17 protein-coding genes are annotated in these 19,869 nt (G+C 42.1%); 12 read left to right on the top strand and 5 right to left on the bottom strand.

Annotation, left to right across the window (positions count from 1 at the left end; translation table 11 throughout):
- Nucleotides 1–120: 120 nt before the first annotated feature.
- Nucleotides 121–1,017 (bottom strand): posphoenolpyruvate synthetase regulatory kinase/phosphorylase PpsR, encoded by an 897-nt coding sequence (locus CXF62_RS14230; RefSeq protein WP_101205440.1) that lies wholly within the window; start codon nt 1,015–1,017, stop codon nt 121–123.
- 716 nt (nt 1,018–1,733) lie between these two features.
- Between CXF62_RS14230 and ppsA the strand changes: the two genes are divergently transcribed.
- The 8 genes from ppsA (at nt 1,734) to CXF62_RS14270 (ending at nt 10,355) form a co-directional block, all read left to right on the top strand.
- On the top strand, nt 1,734–4,118 hold the full coding sequence (gene ppsA, locus CXF62_RS14235) for a phosphoenolpyruvate synthase (protein WP_102094897.1): 2,385 nt from the start codon (nt 1,734–1,736) through the stop codon (nt 4,116–4,118).
- Nucleotides 4,119–4,232: 114 nt separating this feature from the next.
- On the top strand, nt 4,233–5,213 hold the full coding sequence (locus CXF62_RS14240; RefSeq protein ID WP_102094898.1) for an RDD family protein: 981 nt from the start codon (nt 4,233–4,235) through the stop codon (nt 5,211–5,213).
- A gap of 295 nt (nt 5,214–5,508) precedes the next feature.
- Nucleotides 5,509–5,913: a 30S ribosomal protein S6 gene (gene rpsF, locus CXF62_RS14245; RefSeq protein ID WP_101205443.1), complete on the top strand. Its 405-nt coding sequence runs from the start codon at nt 5,509–5,511 to the stop codon at nt 5,911–5,913.
- A gap of 16 nt (nt 5,914–5,929) precedes the next feature.
- Nucleotides 5,930–6,160 (top strand): 30S ribosomal protein S18, encoded by a 231-nt coding sequence (gene rpsR, locus CXF62_RS14250; protein ID WP_010198808.1) that lies wholly within the window; start codon nt 5,930–5,932, stop codon nt 6,158–6,160.
- 20 nt (nt 6,161–6,180) lie between these two features.
- Nucleotides 6,181–6,687, top strand: a complete 507-nt coding sequence (gene rplI / locus CXF62_RS14255) for a 50S ribosomal protein L9 (protein ID WP_102094899.1) — start codon at nt 6,181–6,183, stop codon at nt 6,685–6,687.
- Between the two features lie 354 nt (nt 6,688–7,041).
- Complete coding sequence (locus CXF62_RS14260; RefSeq protein WP_101205444.1) at nt 7,042–7,281, top strand: hypothetical protein; 240 nt, start codon at nt 7,042–7,044, stop codon at nt 7,279–7,281.
- A 469-nt stretch (nt 7,282–7,750) separates the two neighbouring features.
- Nucleotides 7,751–9,106: a GntP family permease gene (locus CXF62_RS14265; protein ID WP_102094900.1), complete on the top strand. Its 1,356-nt coding sequence runs from the start codon at nt 7,751–7,753 to the stop codon at nt 9,104–9,106.
- A 112-nt stretch (nt 9,107–9,218) separates the two neighbouring features.
- On the top strand, nt 9,219–10,355 hold the full coding sequence (locus CXF62_RS14270) for a glycerate kinase (protein ID WP_102094901.1): 1,137 nt from the start codon (nt 9,219–9,221) through the stop codon (nt 10,353–10,355).
- Nucleotides 10,356–10,466: 111 nt separating this feature from the next.
- On the opposite strand, the gene CXF62_RS14275 is transcribed toward CXF62_RS14270, so the two are convergent.
- Nucleotides 10,467–11,336: a LysR family transcriptional regulator gene (locus CXF62_RS14275; protein ID WP_102094902.1), complete on the bottom strand. Its 870-nt coding sequence runs from the start codon at nt 11,334–11,336 to the stop codon at nt 10,467–10,469.
- 107 nt (nt 11,337–11,443) lie between these two features.
- Here CXF62_RS14275 and CXF62_RS14280 point away from each other — a divergent pair, with 107 nt between their 5' ends.
- On the top strand, nt 11,444–11,944 hold the full coding sequence (locus tag CXF62_RS14280; protein ID WP_102094903.1) for a lactoylglutathione lyase family protein: 501 nt from the start codon (nt 11,444–11,446) through the stop codon (nt 11,942–11,944).
- Between the two features lie 337 nt (nt 11,945–12,281).
- Nucleotides 12,282–13,094 (top strand): enoyl-CoA hydratase, encoded by an 813-nt coding sequence (locus CXF62_RS14285; protein WP_102094904.1) that lies wholly within the window; start codon nt 12,282–12,284, stop codon nt 13,092–13,094.
- Nucleotides 13,095–13,283: 189 nt separating this feature from the next.
- Here the strand turns inward: CXF62_RS14285 and CXF62_RS14290 are convergent, their stop codons facing one another.
- From CXF62_RS14290 to CXF62_RS14300, 3 genes are all read right to left on the bottom strand, one after another.
- Nucleotides 13,284–13,622 (bottom strand): RidA family protein, encoded by a 339-nt coding sequence (locus CXF62_RS14290; RefSeq protein WP_055124581.1) that lies wholly within the window; start codon nt 13,620–13,622, stop codon nt 13,284–13,286.
- A 163-nt stretch (nt 13,623–13,785) separates the two neighbouring features.
- Nucleotides 13,786–15,033, bottom strand: a complete 1,248-nt coding sequence (locus CXF62_RS14295; RefSeq protein ID WP_102094905.1) for an NAD(P)/FAD-dependent oxidoreductase — start codon at nt 15,031–15,033, stop codon at nt 13,786–13,788.
- 263 nt (nt 15,034–15,296) lie between these two features.
- Nucleotides 15,297–17,495, bottom strand: coding sequence for an ATP-dependent helicase (locus CXF62_RS14300; RefSeq protein ID WP_102094906.1), 2,199 nt, complete (start codon nt 17,493–17,495; stop codon nt 15,297–15,299).
- A gap of 409 nt (nt 17,496–17,904) precedes the next feature.
- Between CXF62_RS14300 and ychF the strand changes: the two genes are divergently transcribed.
- Complete coding sequence (gene ychF / locus CXF62_RS14305) at nt 17,905–18,996, top strand: redox-regulated ATPase YchF (protein WP_102094907.1); 1,092 nt, start codon at nt 17,905–17,907, stop codon at nt 18,994–18,996.
- A 128-nt stretch (nt 18,997–19,124) separates the two neighbouring features.
- Complete coding sequence (locus tag CXF62_RS14310) at nt 19,125–19,733, top strand: hypothetical protein (protein WP_102094908.1); 609 nt, start codon at nt 19,125–19,127, stop codon at nt 19,731–19,733.
- Nucleotides 19,734–19,869 lie beyond the last annotated feature (136 nt).

Genomic DNA, 19,869 nt, shown 5'->3' on the forward strand with positions numbered 1-19,869 from the left:
TATATGATAATTATCTAGGATGAAATGATGTATGTTTATTAGTGTTTTTTGCGCATTTATTAAAGCTGCCTGAACACTTATTAATACCGATTGAACAGATACTGTTTAAGCTGACATTCATTATCCAATACGGCGTTTGAGACCTGTCATCTGCAAAATACGCGTGGCAATCTCTTCAACAGACATCTCTGATACATCTAAGCTTGGGATACCGTGCGTGATATAAATACCCTGAATCGCGCGCTGCTCTTGCTGGCATTGCTGATAGCTAGAATAACGACTGCCTGCACGGCGCTCTTGACGGATTTTTACTAAGCGATCAGTATCGATGAGCAAACCAAACAGCTTGTCTTTGTGCTCACGTAATGCTTTTGGCAACTGATTGTCGTACAAGTCATCTTCGGTTAAAGGATAGTTAGCCGCTCGAATACCGAATTGTAATGCTAAGTATAAAGAAGTCGGCGTCTTACCAGAGCGCGACACACCCACCAAAATAATATCGGCTGCATTATAGTGACGAGTACGCGCACCATCGTCATTGTCTAACGCAAAATGCACTGCATCGATACGCTCTTTATAAGTTTCAGAATCGACATCATCATGTGCATGCCCTGAATGACCATCTGGCTCTACGCCAGTCTCTTCTGCAACACGGCCAATCAAACCTTCATACATATCTAAGTTACAGCTATGTGCTGAGTTGATCTTTTCACGAATCTCAGGATTAACGATCGTATCGAACACTAATGGCAACGACCCATCGCGCTGATAGGCCATATTGATTTGTTCAACCGCATCTTCTGCACGCTCTAAGCTATCGACGTATGGCAATACTCTTGTTTCAAAGGGAACTGAGGCAAACTGACTCAAAATAGCGCGTCCAAGTGTCTCAGCCGTAATCGCTGTGCCATCTGAGATAAAAAACGCCGTTCTAATCGCCTGTGAGCTGTCCAAGTTTAGCGCATGGCGATTTTGGATAGTGGACTTAACTTGTTCAGATGGATTGCTTGAGTACATATCGTTGACACCTCGGTTGAAAACTCAATAATGACCTTCATTTAGTTTTTGGTATAGATCTTAGTAATAATTCAGACTTGGTAAATGTTTAGCAGTTATTGACTATTAATAGCATTACTTTGACTATCATTAATAGTGTGGCTTTTACTTAGATTTTTACAGTTACCTTTATAACTCGTATAACTAAGTTTTATAACCGCCTTCTTAAAACGAGCCTTTTTCAGTACCTATACTGCACATTTACCATGCAATGTGCATCAACTATCTATGCGCTACATTATACGCATATTAGCCTCTTAATAGAAATCAATGTTACAGGCGTATACTTAGCACCAACATTGTTTTTTATCTCATTGTCATAGCTAATTCACCTTTCATTGAGGTATTTTTTTATGCTTCTTCTATTATGCTTTGTTTATACAGATACATAAGATTGAAACATAAATGATGGAAATACTCTAAATATGGCTTATTTGAATGCATCTATTTTATGTAGTAATTGGCTGTTGAAAGCGCATAACATCATCACTAACAATGATATTTTTCATCTGAGTAAATAAGAAACTTGATTGGACTGGCCCTAATTTATGTAGCAAACCCCACAATTTGTATATTTTTAACAAGTTTTTTGGTGAAAACCCTCGAAATTGTCCTAATATGGCGGTATAATTCACCGTTATAATCTTTACTAAATAACCTTATTTTCTGGAGTTATCATGGCAGCGCAATCTACAGCACTTGTAATCAATCTTGATCAGCTAGGAAAAGACGACATCGAAATGGTTGGTGGTAAGAACGCTTCGCTTGGCGAAATGATCAGCCATCTTTCTGATTTAGGCGTTAGTGTTCCAGGCGGCTTTGCCACCACTTCAAATGCATTCAACCGCTTTTTGACTGAAACCGGCTTGCTTGACAAAATCAACAATGAACTAAAAACATTAGATGTTGATGATGTAAAAAAACTTGCAGAAACTGGTAAAAAGATTCGTACTTGGATTATTGAGCAAGAACTGCCAAAAGATCTTGAGCAAAAAGTACGTCAATCATTTGAAACCATGAGTGGCGGCGAAGACATCGCTGTTGCTGTACGTTCTTCTGCTACTGCTGAAGATTTGCCAGATGCGTCATTTGCCGGTCAACAAGAAACCTTCTTGAACATTCGCGGTATTGATAACGTCCTAATTGCTATTAAAGAAGTATTTGCCTCTCTATACAACGACCGTGCAATCTCTTACCGTGTACACAAAGGTTTTGAGCACGAAGGCGTTGCACTATCTGCTGCCGTACAGCGTATGGTACGTTCAGAGACTGGTGCTGCTGGTGTTATGTTCACGCTAGATACCGAAAGTGGCTTTGATCAAGTGGTATTCATCACCTCAAGCTACGGCCTAGGTGAAATGGTTGTACAGGGTGCAGTTAACCCAGATGAGTTCTATATCTCTAAAAAATTACTAGCCAATGGCAAACCGTCAGTTATTCGTCGTAACCTAGGTAGCAAGCATAAGAAAATGGTTTATGGTGATGAAGGTAGTACCGCTAAATCAGTTAAAACTGTCGACGTTGAAAAACAAGATCGTATGCAGTTCTCTCTATCTACTGAAGAGCTAACCTCACTTGCCAAACAAGCGGTAACGATCGAACAGCATTATGGCCAAGCGATGGACATCGAGTGGGCAAAAGACGGCGATACTAACGAAATCTTTATCGTTCAAGCACGTCCTGAGACTGTTAAGAGCCGTCAAGACAGCAACGTAATGGAGCGTTATGTCATCGACACGACTGGCGCAAAAGTATTATGTGAAGGTCGTTCAATCGGTCAGCGTATCGGTTCAGGTAAAGTGCGTATCGTTAGCAACCTAAACGAGATGGACAAAGTAGAAGAAGGCGACGTACTCGTATCAGACATGACTGATCCGGATTGGGAACCAGTTATGAAGCGCGCTTCTGCTATCATCACCAACCGTGGTGGTCGTACCTGTCACGCTGCTATTATCGCGCGTGAGCTAGGTGTGCCAGCTATCGTTGGTTGTGGTAACGCAACTGAGCTATTGGTTGATGGTCAAGACGTAACTGCTTCTTGTGCTGAAGGCGACACTGGTTTCATCTACGAAAGCCAGATTGATTTTGAAGTACAGACTAACTCTGTTGAATCTATGCCAGAGCTAGCATTCAAAGTGATGATGAACGTTGGTAACCCAGATCGCGCATTCTCATTTACCCAAATGCCAAACGAAGGTATTGGTCTTGCACGTCTAGAGTTCATCATCAACCGTATGATTGGTGTGCATCCAAAAGCCTTGCTAAACATGAACAGCTTGCCACGTGAAATTGCGCAAGCAATCCAAGAGCGTATCGCAGGCTATGCATCACCTGTTGACTTCTATGTTGATAAATTGGTCGAAGGTATCTCAACGCTAGCTGTTGCCTTTATGGATCAGCCTGTTATCGTTCGTATGTCAGATTTCAAATCAAACGAATACGCTAACCTGCTTGGTGGTAAGCTGTACGAGCCATCAGAAGAGAACCCAATGCTTGGTTTCCGCGGCGCTAGCCGTTATGTGTCTGATAACTTCCGTGACTGTTTTGAGCTTGAGTGTAAAGCGCTAAAACGTGTTCGTGATGAGATGGGCTTGACCAACGTTGAGATTATGATTCCATTCGTCCGCACCACTGGCGAAGCGGCACAAGTGATCGAATTACTTGAGAAAAATGGTCTAAAACGTGGCGAGAATGGTCTACGCGTCATCATGATGTGTGAACTACCAACCAACGCCTTATTAGCAGAAGAATTCCTAGAGTACTTTGATGGTTTCTCAATCGGTTCTAACGATTTGACTCAGTTAACGCTTGGTCTTGACCGTGATTCAGGTATCGTCTCACATCTATTTGATGAGCGTGATCCTGCTGTTAAGAAACTATTATCTATGGCTATCGAAGCCTGCCGTAAACAAAACAAATACGTCGGCATCTGTGGTCAAGGTCCATCAGACCATCCAGATCTAGCGTTCTGGCTAATGGAGCAAGGTATCAGCTCAGTGTCATTGAACCCTGACTCAGTATTAGATACTTGGTTCTTCTTAGCTGGTGAAGAAGCGAAGTAAACCGCTACGTTTAGTCACAGCGGTCATTCACACAGTCATTAAAGATACCACTATTAGGGTCTATTTGATTTTTTCAAATAGACCCTAATATAATGTCCTAAGACATGACTAACTATGCAGGCAATTATGCAGATTTTCCTTGCTCGAAATAACGTACAAGCTGGCCCATATCAGTTGGAGCAGCTGAACATCATGCTGGCATCTGGCGAAGTATTGCTTGATGATTTGATGTGGCATGAAGGCTTAGCTCAGTGGCAGCGCGTAGGTGATCTTACCAATAACCAAACGGTGTATCGCCCGACCAGTGCTAACACGCCTGAAGTAAACGACTCTATCATCAATAACGTGACCGTCTTCCCTGAAGGTACCAATAAAGCGAAAGATGATAAGTCAGTATCGTTAGACAGACTATATGGCAAGCCTGAACGTCCTAAAAACGTGAAAGCTGACATGACGACCAATCGTCATCAAACGCCGCACAACAATGTTTCATTAAACAAGTCTACTCTCAAAAAGGCTGTTGCAGACAATGATAAAGTCGTCGGCAACGTGGTACTTGCGCCAATCATGTCACGCGTATTGGCGACTGCATTGAATGGCCTACTTTATATATTGGCTATACTGCCGCTAGTAATGGCATTGACTAAGATGGATGTGGACTATACCAAGTTCCAAAACATTCAAGACATGGACGCCGCCTATCAATATTCAATGACGCTCATGGAAAGTCTTCCTAGTAGCACATTGATGATGTCACAGGTGATGGTCTTTGGGCTATTTGCCTTACAATTGGTATTTATTACCATGCGTGGTCAATCGCTAGGCAAGCTGATCACTGGTATTCGTGTTGTAGATCAAACCACGCATCGACTGCCTTCGTTCATTAAATTGATCGGTACACGTACGTTATTGTTATTTATTATCTATAACTTACTGTTTTCGTTTACCAGCTTTTTAGGCTTTGTGATTATTGCTATCCATTATTACATGGCATCTAAAAGCCCTGAAAACATTGGTTGGCATGACAAACTTGCCAAAACCTTAGTGGTCAAAGCAGACAGTAGCCAATTGGTAAAAAAATCAAAACCTGAATGAATAACAGTATTTTAATTTAGTTATTGGTTTTATAGCTCGTTATACTTAAAAAAGCTGCGTACTATCGCGGCTTTTTTATTTAGCAAAGCTTATTTAGCCTCTTTTTATATTTTATTGGCAGTAGCTTGGTGATTAACCTTTGTGTTAGTTGCCGAGTACTGTTATAATACGGCGCTTTATAAACTAAGCTTATTCTTGATTGTTTTTTATAAAATATGACTAGAATTGGGCTTACCTTATAAATCTCCTTGCTATTAACATAGGGTTAATAGCTACTAATCCGTAAGGAGTCATAATGCGACATTACGAACTGGTGTTACTTGTACACCCAGACCAAAGCGACCAAGTGGTCGGCATGGTTGAGCGCTACATCAAGTTAGTTCAAGACAACAACGGTGTTATCCATCGTCTAGAAGATTGGGGCCGTCGTCAACTGGCTTATCCAATCAACAAGATTCACAAAGCTCATTACGTTCTTTTCAACATTGAAACTGACGGTGAAACTTTAGCTGAACTTGAAGAATTATTCCGTTATAACGACGCGATCATTCGTAGTCTAGTTATGCGCCGTGACGAAGCTGTCACTGAAGAGTCGCAGTTAGCCAAGAATGCCGATGAAAAACGCGCACGCAAAGCAACTACTCGTCGTCCAGACAATCGTGAAAACGATAATGACGACAACGACAACAGTGAAGACTAATTAAAGGAGAATACTCATGGCACGTTTCTATCGCCGTCGCAAATTCTGCCGTTTCACTGCTGAAGGCATCACTCACATCGACTATAAAGATGTTGAATTGCTAAAACAGTACATTAGTGATAATGGTAAAATCGTACCAAGCCGTATTACTGGTACATCTACTAAATATCAGCGTCAATTAGCGACTGCTATCAAGCAAGCTCGTTACTTATCGCTACTTCCATACACTGATAACCATCAAGGTTAACCGCTAACTAGGAATGACTCATGCAAATTATTTTGTTACAGCGTATCGTCAACCTTGGTAAACTCGGTGAAACTGTCGATGTAAAACCAGGTTACGGACGTAACTTTCTTATCCCTCAGGGCAAAGCGTTACCTGCGACTAAAGCTAACATCGAAAAGTTCGAAGCACGTCGTGCTGAACTTGAAGCTGAAGAAGCAAAAGAGATCGCTGTTGCTCAAGAGCGTGCTGATGCATTGACTGACGTTAATGTTATCATGCGTGCTAAATCAGGTGACGAAGGCAAGCTATTCGGCTCTATCGGTACTCGCGATATCGCTGAAGCATTGACTAACTCAGGTCTAGAAGTAGACCGTGCTGAAATCAAGCTACCTGAAGGCACTCTACGTCAAGTTGGCGAATACAATGTTGATATTCAGCTACACCATGACGTTACTGCTAGCATCTTAGTTACTATTCTTTCTGAAGATGGTAACAACGAAGATTCAGCTGAAGAAGAAGCTGCTGAAGAAGACTATTCTGAAGAGTAATCTTCTATATAGTTAGACTCAGTCTGCAAAAAGCCAGCAACTTAGGTTGCTGGCTTTTTTACGTGCGTCCTTTTTGACATTAGAGTTTATATATTTAGACAATTTATAACGCTAACTTGCACTCCTTTATCTCGACAAATTAGGATTTTATATATTCCTAAACAGCTTAGGATTCTCAAAAAATCTATTGCTATGATAGCGGTGTTATCTATGCAATATTGTAGTAACTAAATGCAACAATTGCCTTAAAAACGCTATACCAAACAACAAGATACTGCCTATATAATCATCTTTATTACTATTAGCAGAATTGATAATCTACTGCTATCTAATGTACTAATTGGGCGCAAGAATATGAAAGAAAATCATAACATTCATACCAATGACAAGCTTATCTGTACTCAAGGTAATGCATACTACTCCGAAGGTGAGGTGTATACAGTTGGCAGAATAGTCAATGACAAATACTTTCAGCTGCTGACCAGTGGCAATGATGATCATTGGTATGCCACGTTGGATGATCAAGGCATTTACGTCAGCTTTGATACTGCAACTGCTACCAATAACAAAGCTTTTTTTGATAAGATTGCCTAACTGTCAATCAGGGCACTCCTTAGAATACCTATTCTAAAAATAATCATTACTCAGGTAGGTAAATATTGTTTAGACAAAAACTGGTCATTATAGATGGCCAGTTTTTTTTGGTTTGAAGTATTAGCAATTGCTAGTTATACAAGTATTTCCACACACGTCTTCGACGTTTTCTTACTGATTTCCGTCATTTTAAAATTAAGTATCTCTCAATTTTTTGTCAACAGCGCCAACTATTTAACGAATCTATTTCCTAGCGGCGTCTATTTGCTATAAAATATGCCCCTTTAAAATTTCGTATCGTTAGTGATGCAGATAGTTGGTCCAATATCGTTTAAATGTAGATATGGTAAAAGCACTTACAAGCACTACGCAAAGTAGAATTAGCAAGCTATATACCGTGTTTAATCTCGATATAATTGGCTGTATTGCATTGGTAATCGATTAAGATATAAACCATATTGAGACAGTGATGATTGTATTTTGGCTTGTGCTGACCATTCTTTTTATTATTTTCGCTACCGCAAAATTAAAGTGGCATCCTTTTTTAGTATTAATCTTGTCCGCTTTCTTGGTTGCGCTATTTTATCAAGTACCACTTAACACGGTCGCCAAAACGATCTCTGATGGTTTCGGTGGTATCTTAGGCTATATCGGTCTTGTGATTGTATTTGGTACGATTATTGGCTTAATCCTTGAAAAAACGGGTGCTGCTATCGTAATGGCAGAGTCAGTTATCAAAGTATTGGGGCCACGCTTCCCTACTTTGACCATGTCTATCGTCGGTGCAGTCGTTTCTATACCTGTATTTTGTGATTCTGGCTATATTATCTTGAACTCTCTAAAAGAGTCTTTGGCTGAGCGCCTACATGTATCAAGTGTCGCGATGAGTATTGCTTTGGCCACTGGTCTATACGCTACCCATACCTTTGTCCCGCCTACGCCAGGCCCAATCGCAGCGGCAGGTAACTTAGGTCTAGAGTCAAACTTAGGCTTGGTCATTATGGTCGGTGTGGTGGTGACAGCAGTTGCTGTACTGGCTGGTTGGTGGTGGTCTAATCGCTTTCTTAACGCTACTCCTGATAATATCAATGCGGTAGATGCTCCAGCAGCAATGCCTGAAGGAATGAAAACTCGTGATGATTACAGTCACTTGCCTTCAGCGACAATGGCTTTCCTACCGATTATCGTTCCTATCATATTAATCTGCCTGTCTTCGGTTGCTAATTTCCCAAGCGCACCATTTGGCAGTAGCATGGTAGCGGAGATTTTGATATTCATTGGTAACCCATTGACTGCGTTACTTATCGGTTTATTCTTATCATTTTTCTTAATTAAATCAAGCAAAAAAACGCAAGAAATCAGCGATAGTATCTCGCAAGGTTTGGTAGTAGCTGCCCCTATCCTATTGATCACTGGTGCTGGTGGCGCGTTTGGTGCGATGCTAAAAGTTACGCCGATCGGTGACTACCTAGGTTCGACGCTATCTGCTTTGGGTTTAGGTATCTTCATGCCATTTATCGTCTCTGCTGCGCTAAAAACAGCACAAGGCTCAACCACAGTCGCATTGGTTACTACTTCTGCTATGGTTGCCCCACTATTGAGTCAGATCGGCCTAGACAGTGAGCTTGGACGCGTGTTCTGCGTGATGGCAATTGGTGCTGGTGCCATGACCATCTCACATGCCAATGACAGCTTCTTTTGGATTGTTAGCCAGTTTAGTCGTATGAGCGTGGCACAAGCGTACAAAGCTCATTCAATGGCCACTGGTATCCAAGGTGTGACTAGCATCGTATTTATCTGGTTGTTGACCCTAGTATTTATCTAGTTCATGAGATTGGGTATTTATACAGACGTTTATTTGATTATTACTAAGTAAACGTTTTAAAACATGACACTATCGCAATGATCGTGTCATTAAGATATTCAAAGAGAGCCGTATGAAAATTTTGATCGCCCCTGACTCGTTTAAAGAAAGTTTAGAAGCACTGGACGTGTGCCACGCCATTCAATCTGGTTTTAGCCAAGTGTTTCCAGATGCTGACTATAAGCTGTTGCCAATGGCCGATGGCGGTGAAGGTACCTCTGCGGTATTGTCTTATGTATTGGGCGGGCGCTGGAAAGAAGTCAGAGTACATGACCCATTGATGAGACCGATTATGGCAAAGTATCTGTTATTGCCTGACGCGACCGCTGTTATCGAAGTGGCTCAAGCGTGCGGATTGCATCTACTGACAGCTGATGAGCGTAATCCCGTTATTGCGAGTAGTTATGGTGTTGGGGAGCTGATCGAAGATGCGTTAGAAGAAGGTGCTAAGCGTATCGTTATTGGTCTAGGTGGTAGCGCAACCAATGATGCAGGCCTTGGCATGCTAATGGCGTTGGGCATAACATTTCATGACATCAATGATAGCTTGCTCACTCATGGGGGCGGCGCACTTGCCAGCCTACATAAGCTCGATAATACTAGCCTGCATGCAAAGATATCAGACACGGTATTTGAAGTTGCTTGTGATGTGACCAATCCATTATGCGGTCTGCTGGGTGCAAGTGCAGTATTTGGCCCACAAAAAGGCGCTTGTCCAGAGCAGGTTAATACTTTGGACAAGGCACTTAGTCACTTTGCTACTATATGTGGACAGCAGGGCTATGAAGACTGTCAATATGTTGAAGGTGCTGGCGCGGCAGGCGGTCTTGGCTATGCGATGATGACTTTCTTTCAAGCTCAGCTAAAGTCAGGCTTTGATACGGTTGCCGAAGTGGCTCACCTGTCACAGTATATCGCAGAGACAGATCTTGTCATCACTGGTGAAGGCAAGCTCGATGCGCAAACAGCCATGGGTAAAGTGGCAGGCGGTATCAGCCAAATCGCTAAGGCTAGCCGTACACCTGTCATCGCTATCTGCGGCAGCGTCGATGGACTAAAACCTGCCCAGACCAGTCAGTTCGATGTAGTTATGCCGAGTATCCAAAAAGTAGACACGATTGATAACGTGTTAGGCTCTGCTTATAACAATATTGAAACTACTGCTGCTAATATCGCTGCAAGTATCAAACTTGGGCAGACTTTAAAATAGACGCAATCTTTCATAGTCGCAATCTACCAATAAACCTCTTCTGTTAAACGCACAGCTATTGAACTTTTGATTAACCCTTCGTTAGCTGTGCATTTATCATTCTCAACATATCTATAGCCATTTTTTTACTTCATCAATGACCGTCTGCATTCTATTAGAGAGTGCCTGCTGTCTTCTGACTGCCAGATATAGCGTTTCGCTAACGGCAACTGGTAAATGATGACTGTTAATCAGTTCAGGCTTTGGATAAGCAGCCACGGCATGTGCTGGCAAAACAGTAAAACCTATTCCCCTGCTGACGGGCTCTAAGATTAACCCTATCTGATTCGAAAATCCTTTTTTCTCAAAGTCATTGATATGCTGAAATTGCTCATAATTGGCAGTCAGTAGCATGCCTGCATGATGGGCACCATCTGGATGATCGATAAATCCAAGTTCGATAAGCTGCTCCCAGCTAGGCTCTACTGTAGCCGCAGGGGTTACTAGTATCAATGCTTCTTGTGCCATAGGCCTGCAGCTAACTGTTTCATCGTCTGAGATATCCGTCATAAAGCCAATATCAATCTCGTGATTTGCCAGTGCCCGCTCTATATCAGAATTTGGAGCAAAACGATAATCAATCACTAGTTTTGGGTGCTGCTGCTGTAAAGACAAAAGCTGCGAATATAGTTTAAGTCCCACACTACCCGGTGACATCAACCGTACCAATCCTTCGTAAGGTGGATCTTCACCGATGCGCTGTTCTAAATTTGATAATCGCTGCAATATCTCGCCTGCTTCTTTATAAAGCTGCTCACCTGCATTGGTCAATGAAAACTGCTTTCCTTGACGAATCAACAAGTCCGTATCTAGTTGCTCTTCTAACTTACTTATGTGTTGGCTCACACCAGACTGCGTCATATATAGACGTTCAGCTGTGCGGGTAAAGTGCCCAACTTCAGCAAGCGTGCAAAAGGTGCGTAACCATGTGATATTTATCATTACTTTTCATAATTATTTATATAATATTTGATAATTTTACATAATGAATATGCGTTTGTATACTGGCCTCACGTTAAACAAGAATACAGCAAACAGGAGCACAAACTATGAACAACGTTTATCCAAGAAGCTTTTCGCACATCGGTCTGTCAGTACCTGACTTAGATGCCGCCGTAAAATTTTATACTGAGGTGATGGGGTGGTACACCATCATGGAACCAACTGAGATTATCGAAGATGATAGCCCGATCGGTGAGATGTGTACTGAAGTATTCGGTGCTGGTTGGGGCAGCTTTCGTATCGCTCACCTATCTACTGGTGACCGTATCGGTGTTGAGATTTTTGAATTCAAAAATCAAGAAAACCCTGAAAACAACTTTGAATACTGGAAAACTGGCATCTTCCACTTTTGTGTTCAAGATCCAAACGTTGAAGAACTGGCTGAGCGTATGGTTGCAGCAGGCGGTAAAAAGCGTATGGAAAAACCACGTTACTACTACCCTGGTGAAAAGCCATATCGCATGATTTATATGGAAGACCCGTTTGGTAACATTGTTGAAATTTATAGCCATAGCTACGAGCTTATCTATAGCGAAGGCGCATACTAGGTTCAGTATAAATACAGCTTAGTATAAATTTAAGTTAGTATAGAGTTAGCTTATAGTCAAGTCTATATAAATCCGCTACAGCGTCATCCTCGCTAAGCATACTAATGTATAACTTGCACTCGGTTTCCTTGTATCGAAATTATATTGAACTGACTATATATCTGACTGAAAAACCAATAGCGTACTCATCATCTGAGTGCGCTATTTTTTTCGTGCGCTTTCTATGTGCTCCATCTATTGTATAGAATATGAGCCATGCTACTATTTAAAACGCTTGATATAAATTCATAGATAGCAGCATTTGCCAAATCAAACAATCGATTATCAAGGATGATAAATGACTCAATCTGACATTACTCTAGACCTAGACGACCTTTTGGTTATTAGAGAAGACACTAAAGACAGTGGCGTCGTCACGCTCGCCTTAAACCAACCCAAGCAATTCAATGCGTTGTCCGTTGAAGTACTGTCTGCCATGCAAGCAGAGCTGGACAATATCGCTCAAGACGATACGATCAGAGTTGTGGTTATTCAAGCGACGGGCAAGGCGTTCTGTGCGGGTCATAATCTAAAACAAATGCGCGCACACGACGATGAAGCATTTCACCGCGCTCTATTTCAGCAATGTAGCAAAATGATGCTTACCATCAACCGTATGCCGCAAGTCGTCATTGCAAAAGTACAAGGCATTGCTACCGCTGCAGGATGTCAGCTGGTCGCCGCTTGTGACTTGGCCGTTGCCGCTGATAATGCAAAATTTGCCACTTCTGGGATAAACGTTGGACTTTTCTGCTCCACGCCTGCCGTTGCTGTCAGCCGTAATCTACCTCGTAAGCAAGCGTTTGAAATGCTAATCACAGGTGAATTTATCGATGCGCATACTGCCTTGCAATATGGCTTGATCAATCGAGTCGCACCAGCAGAGCAACTCGATCAAACACTACAGTCACTGATAACAGCAATCACTGCCAAGTCTCCGGTGGCAGTAAAAACTGGCAAAGATATGTTTTATAAGCAGCTGGGTATGAGCGTTGAAGATGCTTATGACTATGCCAGTGAAGTAATGACGGGCAATATGATGGCAGACGATGTGGGTGAAGGGATTGATGCATTTATTGAGAAACGCCAAGCGGTATGGAAAGGGTGCTAATTCCTATAATACTAATCATTGTATTACTTAGCTAACGTCATACAGAATATGCTTGGTTTATAAAACGAGCATTTTCCTTTTCGATAATTAAACTTGCTTATTGCCAAGCATAAAAAAGGCCACGATATCGCTATCATGGCCTTTATTATTTCTATTTAATACAGGTACTATAGGTACTATGAGCAGTCTTTACTCAGCAGCGATAGCGATCATCTCAACCAATAGCTCAGGACGTGCTAAAGCTGACTCACCACAAGCGCGAGCTGGTGGCTGAATACCTTCAAACCACTGGTCATAGACTTCATTCATGGCAGCAAAGTCAGCCATGTCTTTGATCCAAACTGTTACTGATAGTAGCTTTGATTTGTCACTGCCTACCTCTTCTAGCAACGTTTGGATTTTTTCTAGACAAGTCAATGTTTGCGCTTTGATATCGTCTTCTGCATTACCTACCTGACCACACAAATAGATAGTTTGGTTATGGATTACGGTTTTGCTCATACGTTGATTGCTGTGTAGTTTCTTAATCATGTCTATACCTTTCATTTATTAATTTAAGTCTGTGCTAATTACAGTCAATCCACTATAAAAGCGTTACAGCGTTAACCTCGCTTGAAGTATGACATATACATCTGCACTCGGTTGCCTTGTACCGCTCTTAAACTGGACCAACTATATATCAGATGCGCGCTTAGTTAGAAAAACGCTGGGCACTAAATGGTGCAAGATCGACCAATGTAGGTTTATCGTGAATCATCTCTTCAATCAGACGACCTGTCATTGGCCCTAAGGTAAAGCCTTGATGACTGTGACCAAATGCGAACCATAGTTTGTCATGCTTGTCAGCAGGACCGATTACTGGCTTCATATCAGGCATACAAGGACGAGAGCCCGCCCATGCTTCACTCTCAACCGCATCTTCTAATGGCAAGATTTTTTTAGCAAGCTTCAATACGGTTTTTAACTGACCAAAGTTCTTTGGCGCATTCATCGTGGTCATCTCAGCACCAGTGGTGATACGGATACCCTGCTGCATTGGCCCCATCACAAAGCCTTTGTCCATATCAAACATACTGTGATTGATGGTGTTCTTTTCTGTCACTTTGAAATGCTGATGATAGCCGCGCATTGGGAACAATGGCAAGTTATAGCCAAGTGGTCTGATCAAATCATTAGACCATGGGCCTGCTGCGATAACCAATTTGTCACTATAGTAGGTATCGTTATCAGTGATAACTTTCCAGCCTTCGCCATCTTGAACGATTTCTTTTACATCATTTTCTTTGATCGTACCCTGCATGTCTTGGAAGTTTTTTGCATAAGCTTTCACGAGTGAGCTTGGGTTTGATACTTGCCATGAATTTAACCAATGAATCGCACCAACGAAACCTTCAAAATTGGCACGAGGCTCCATTGCTTTTAGCTCTTCAAGGTTCAGTACGTTATGCTCAACACCTTGGTTACGCGCATCAATGGCTGATGCTTGTGCTTCTTTGAATGTCTCTTCTGAGCGATGTAGCTGTAACCAACCATCACGAGTAATGAGCTCATCAGCACCAGAAGCGCTAATCATGGTTTGGTGCTCACTGGTGCAATGCTCAATCAACGTCTGCCACTCTGACTCGATTTTTTTGACAGACGCTGGGGTCGAATATTTCCAGTATTGCAGTAGCGCTTGATGATAACGCAGAATGGCTGGAATACGATAACGAATATCAGTACCTTGGTTCGGCAATACTCGGATCATCTCTGTCAGCTGACGAGGAAAAGGATGCGTATGAATCGCTTCGCGCTGAATCAAACCGGCATTACCATATGAGGTCTCTGACCCTGGCAATTTCTTGTCTAAGAGTAATACATTTGAGTTATTTTTTTGTAGATGCCACGCGATTGACGTGCCAACCATACCTGCACCGATAACGATAACTTCATAGCGCATAACCTATCCTTTTCTTAGGGTGTTAATACAGAGTATCAAATATAAGGGTCTAACCAAATTAGGTGGTAATAGTAACGCATTAGGATAAATTTGAAACCCTTATCTGAGAAATATTTTTACTATTAAATACTTTTGGCTATACCTTTATTTGCAGGTCATTTTCAAAAGGAATAGTTGGCGTATGAAGCCATGATTTGGTGATAAATACAAGACAATATTATCTGACATTTGAAGCAAAAACATTCGTCAATGACAATGAAAAATCACCACCACATTGGATCATCGTTATCTATGACAGGCAGCTTGGTTGTTTCGACTGTTACTTCATCAGCAGATAGCTCCGCGATAAAGCGTGAGGCCATGTCAAAGTATCCAGAATAGCTGGAAAAATAATTCGGCGCGGTCAAATATAACTGCGTCTTTGCACGACTACAGGCCACATAAAACAGCTTGCGCTCTTCTTCTAATGCTTCAAAGTCATCCAGCGAGCGATGATGCGGCGTAATGCCATCGACCAACGAGTTAACGAATACCACTGGCCACTCAAGCCCCTTAGCACTATGAATGGTTGAGATCGTGACTTTATCATTACTTTGTCCATCGTCAGAGCTTCCCATGACCGCGACAGAATCATTAGGTGGGTCGAGCGCGAGATTTTCTAAAAAGCTATCGAGGCTCGTGTGCTCTGTCGCTAAATTCTTTAGCACGCGAAAGTCTTCGGTACGCTCACGCCAATTGTCTTCAATCAGCTTCAAGACTGGAATATAAAACTCAAGAATATGCTCAATGGCTGTCTCGACCGTCTCTGCTTGCTGTGCATTGGTGAGCGTGTGGTATAGAGGCTTTAGCTGATCGCTTTTTTTGGCAAACGGCGCTGCTAGTAACGGCTCAAACGCATTATTGTCAGCAGTAATGGCTTGGGTCAACCGTGTCGCGGTGACTGCGCCTACTCCTTTGAACAAGGTCAAGATGCGGTGCCAAGCAATCGTATCATTTGGATTATAGAGGATTTTGACAAATGCTAACACGTCTTTGATGTGGCGTCTTTCAATGAACTTAATACCGCCTACCACGATAAAGGGAATATTGCGCGCCATAAATTCTAGCTGCACATAGTTGGACTGGAAAGACGTGCGGCATAATACAGCAAAGTCGTTGTAGTCATACTCTGGCTTTAGCGTGATGATCTTGTCAGTTATATAGCTGGCTTCTTTTGTCTCGTCGCTGAGTCGTCGGAATATTGGCTTCTCCCCTTCTATCGGTGCGTCAGAGTAAAGCTGCTTTTGATAGCCTAGCGTGATTTGTGCTGACAACGCATTGATATATGTTAAAACTGACGGCGAGCTACGATAATTTTGTTCAAGCTTGATAAGTTTGGCATTGGGATATGTCTCACCAAAGAGCAAAATATTTTCGTAATTGGCGCCGCGAAAGGCGTAGATGCTTTGATTGTCATCGCCAACGACCATTAGCGATACTGACTCAGGCTCACATATTAAGTCAATTAGCTGCTTTTGCGGAATATTGGTGTCTTGATATTCGTCAACCATAATGTAACGATATTGGCTTTGCAGCAGCTGTCGAAAGGTGTCATTGGTTTTTAAATGACGCACTACTTGGCTAATTATGTCATCAAAATCATATAAGTGATTGGCGCGCTTATACTCATGAAAATCGATTGCCAATTGCTCGATGATAGGAATGTGTACCGCAATATCAGGATAATTAGTCTCTATTAAATCACGAATATGAATCCGTCTGTTTCTAGACGTCGATATGATATTTTGCAGCGTTTTTTTGCGCGGGAAGGCTTGGGTTTTGGTTTGGGCAGGGTACTTTTTTTCTTTGTGTACCAAGTCAATAGCATCCTCACTATCGCCAGTATCTAAAATCGTAAATCGTGGATTGATACCGAGCAGGCCCGAGTATTGACGCAGCAGCATATTGCAAAATGAGTGAAAGGTGCCACTGGTGATACTGTTTAAGGCCTTGTCGGTTGGCAGCTTATCTTCAGCCAATGCATCATCAGATAGCTCTTGATTTGAAGGACTACTTGCCAGCAAAGATTTAGCGCGATCTTTGATTTCATTTGCCGCTTTGCGCGTAAAGGTCAGTAATAATATCTCTTTAGGCGACACGCCATTTTCTAATAGATAACTGGTACGGTAAGTCAAGGTTTTGGTTTTTCCCGATCCTGCCCCCGCAATCACCAATACTTTACCTTCGATAGTAGTGGCAGCCATGAGCTGATCGGGATTGAGCTCACTGGCATAATCTACTTTTAATCCTAAATAACTATCCAATCTTTGCGTCAACAACTTCGTGTTTGCTTGATCATTAGCATCAATGAGGTTTGCCTCTAACTTTTTGATGGCCTGCTCAAGTCGAGACAGTTTAGGCTTCATCTCAAGGAAGTTTTGCGGGTATTTATAGTGGCGTGTGTCAAAAATCGAGGTTGTCATTGTCTAAAATTGCCTTACATTTTATTTTGGCGATATTATCAGCGTATGTCTGACTGTTTATAACTTTAGAATAAGTATGATTTGCTAAAAGTAGCAGAATATATGTGCTGAATTTACGTGAACTTTAAGCCCTTATCTGTGCGTGACAGTTTACCATATTAAAAAATAGGGTTTATCAGCCCACATAAGCTATGTGTCACTCCTATTGATTCGCCTTGTTCATTTTCAAGCCTCAAATATGACCTACTTTTATCATAAAGCTGCGTATTATCATCGAGTAAAAACCTGAGCATATACCGTAACAACCTCACCCCTATTCAGGTAAATTTGCTACAATGTGCCCAATTTTGATTTATCATTTAACCAAACTTTATACCAACTGATTTTATTAATACATTGAGAGAATGTTATGGGTTTTAATTGCGGCATCGTCGGCCTACCAAACGTGGGCAAATCCACCTTGTTTAATGCGTTGACCAAAGCGGGTATCGCCGCTGAAAACTTTCCATTTTGTACCAAAGATCCCAACACGGGTATCGTGCCAGTACCAGACCCACGCCTAAAGCAACTGGCTGATATCGTCAATCCTGAACGCGTATTACCAACGACGATGGAGTTTGTCGATATCGCAGGTTTGGTTGCAGGGGCATCGAAAGGCGAAGGCATGGGTAACCAGTTCCTAGCGAACATCCGTGAGACCGATGCAATTGCTCACGTTGTACGCTGTTTCGATGATGACAACGTCGTACACGTTGATGGCCGCGTTAGCCCGATTGATGATATCGAAACCATCAACACTGAACTGGCACTTGCAGATTTAGAAGCTGTTGAACGTGCGGTATTTAACTTGACCAAAAAAGCAAAAGGCGGCGATAAAGACGCTGGTGCCATGCTTGATGTGTTCAAAAAGATTGAGCCATTACTAGCAGAAGGCAAAGCGGCTCGTGCTGCTAACCTAGACGCTGATGAGAAAAAACTGATCAGAAGCTATGGTTTAATCACGCTAAAGCCGACCATGTATATCGCTAACGTCTCTGAAGATGGTTTTGAAAACAACCCATATCTTGACGCTGTTCGTGACTATGCCACTGGTGAAGACTCTATCGTAATCGCGCTATGCAATCAGATCGAATCTGAAATTGCACAGCTCGATGAAGATGATAAAAAAGACTTCCTAGCTGAAATGGACATGGAAGAAGCCGGTCTTGACCAAGTAATCCGTGGTGGCTATGACTTACTTGATATGCAGACTTACTTTACCGCTGGCGTAAAAGAAGTACGTGCTTGGACTGTCGCTATTGGTGCGACAGCGCCGCAAGCAGCTGGCGTAATTCATACTGATTTTGAGCGCGGATTCATTCGTGCTGAGGTCATTGCCTATGACGACTTTATCGAATACAACGGTGAAAAAGGCGCTGCTGCTGCTGGTAAATCGCGTTTAGAAGGTAAAACTTACATCGTGCAAGATGGCGACGTGATGCACTTTAGATTTAACGTGTAACTTTAAATAGTATAGCTTGTTTAAAGTTAATTAGCCGATGTTGGATATTCTCCATCATCGGCTTTATTTTGTCATTATATTGTTATATTATAACATATCTTTATTTTGCTTATTTGAGGAATTATATTATGGCGGCTTATTTTTCTAAACTTGCAGGTATTACTATACTAGGTAGTGTGATGGCTGGCTCTTTACTGGGCTGTCAGCCGAACAACGATACCGATGCAGTGGTATCTGAAGAAGCACCAGTAGATAATCACGTCGAGCATGAACAAGATCATGAGATGCATGATGATAAAGAGTATGAAGAGCACGACCACGAAGAGCATAGTGATATGGAACATGACCATGAAGGGCCCGATGATGAAGGACACGATCATGAAAGTCATAGCCACGAGGAACATGCGCACGCAGGTCACGATCATGCAGCTCATGCCAGCAACAGCACTCCTTTCTCTTGTGAGCCTACTGCTACTATCGGCGTTTCTTATCATAGCGACAGTACACCACAGACAGCGCATTTGCTCATCGATGGTATCGAATACGATTTAACGGCTACTGCTAATAGTGAAACTGATGCTGATAAGGGCATCTATACCAGCGATATTGGATTAGACGATACCCACGGCATCATATGGCGAGTAAATGGAGACAAAGCGACATTGCTCAAGAAGACACTGGACAGCGATGTAGCTATCGACAAAGAAGACGTACTTTTTAACTGTCAAAAGTCTTAATATAGTCGTTTCAATATAATTTGGATACAAGCAAGGCGAGTGAAATTACTACAAATAGTAGGCTAAGCGAAACTGGCACCGTATACAATTTATAGGGCATTAACTCTAGTCAAAGAAGTCTAAAATGAGTACAAGG

The organism is Psychrobacter sp. MES7-P7E (assembly GCF_002863645.1).
Classification (GTDB): domain Bacteria; phylum Pseudomonadota; class Gammaproteobacteria; order Pseudomonadales; family Moraxellaceae; genus Psychrobacter.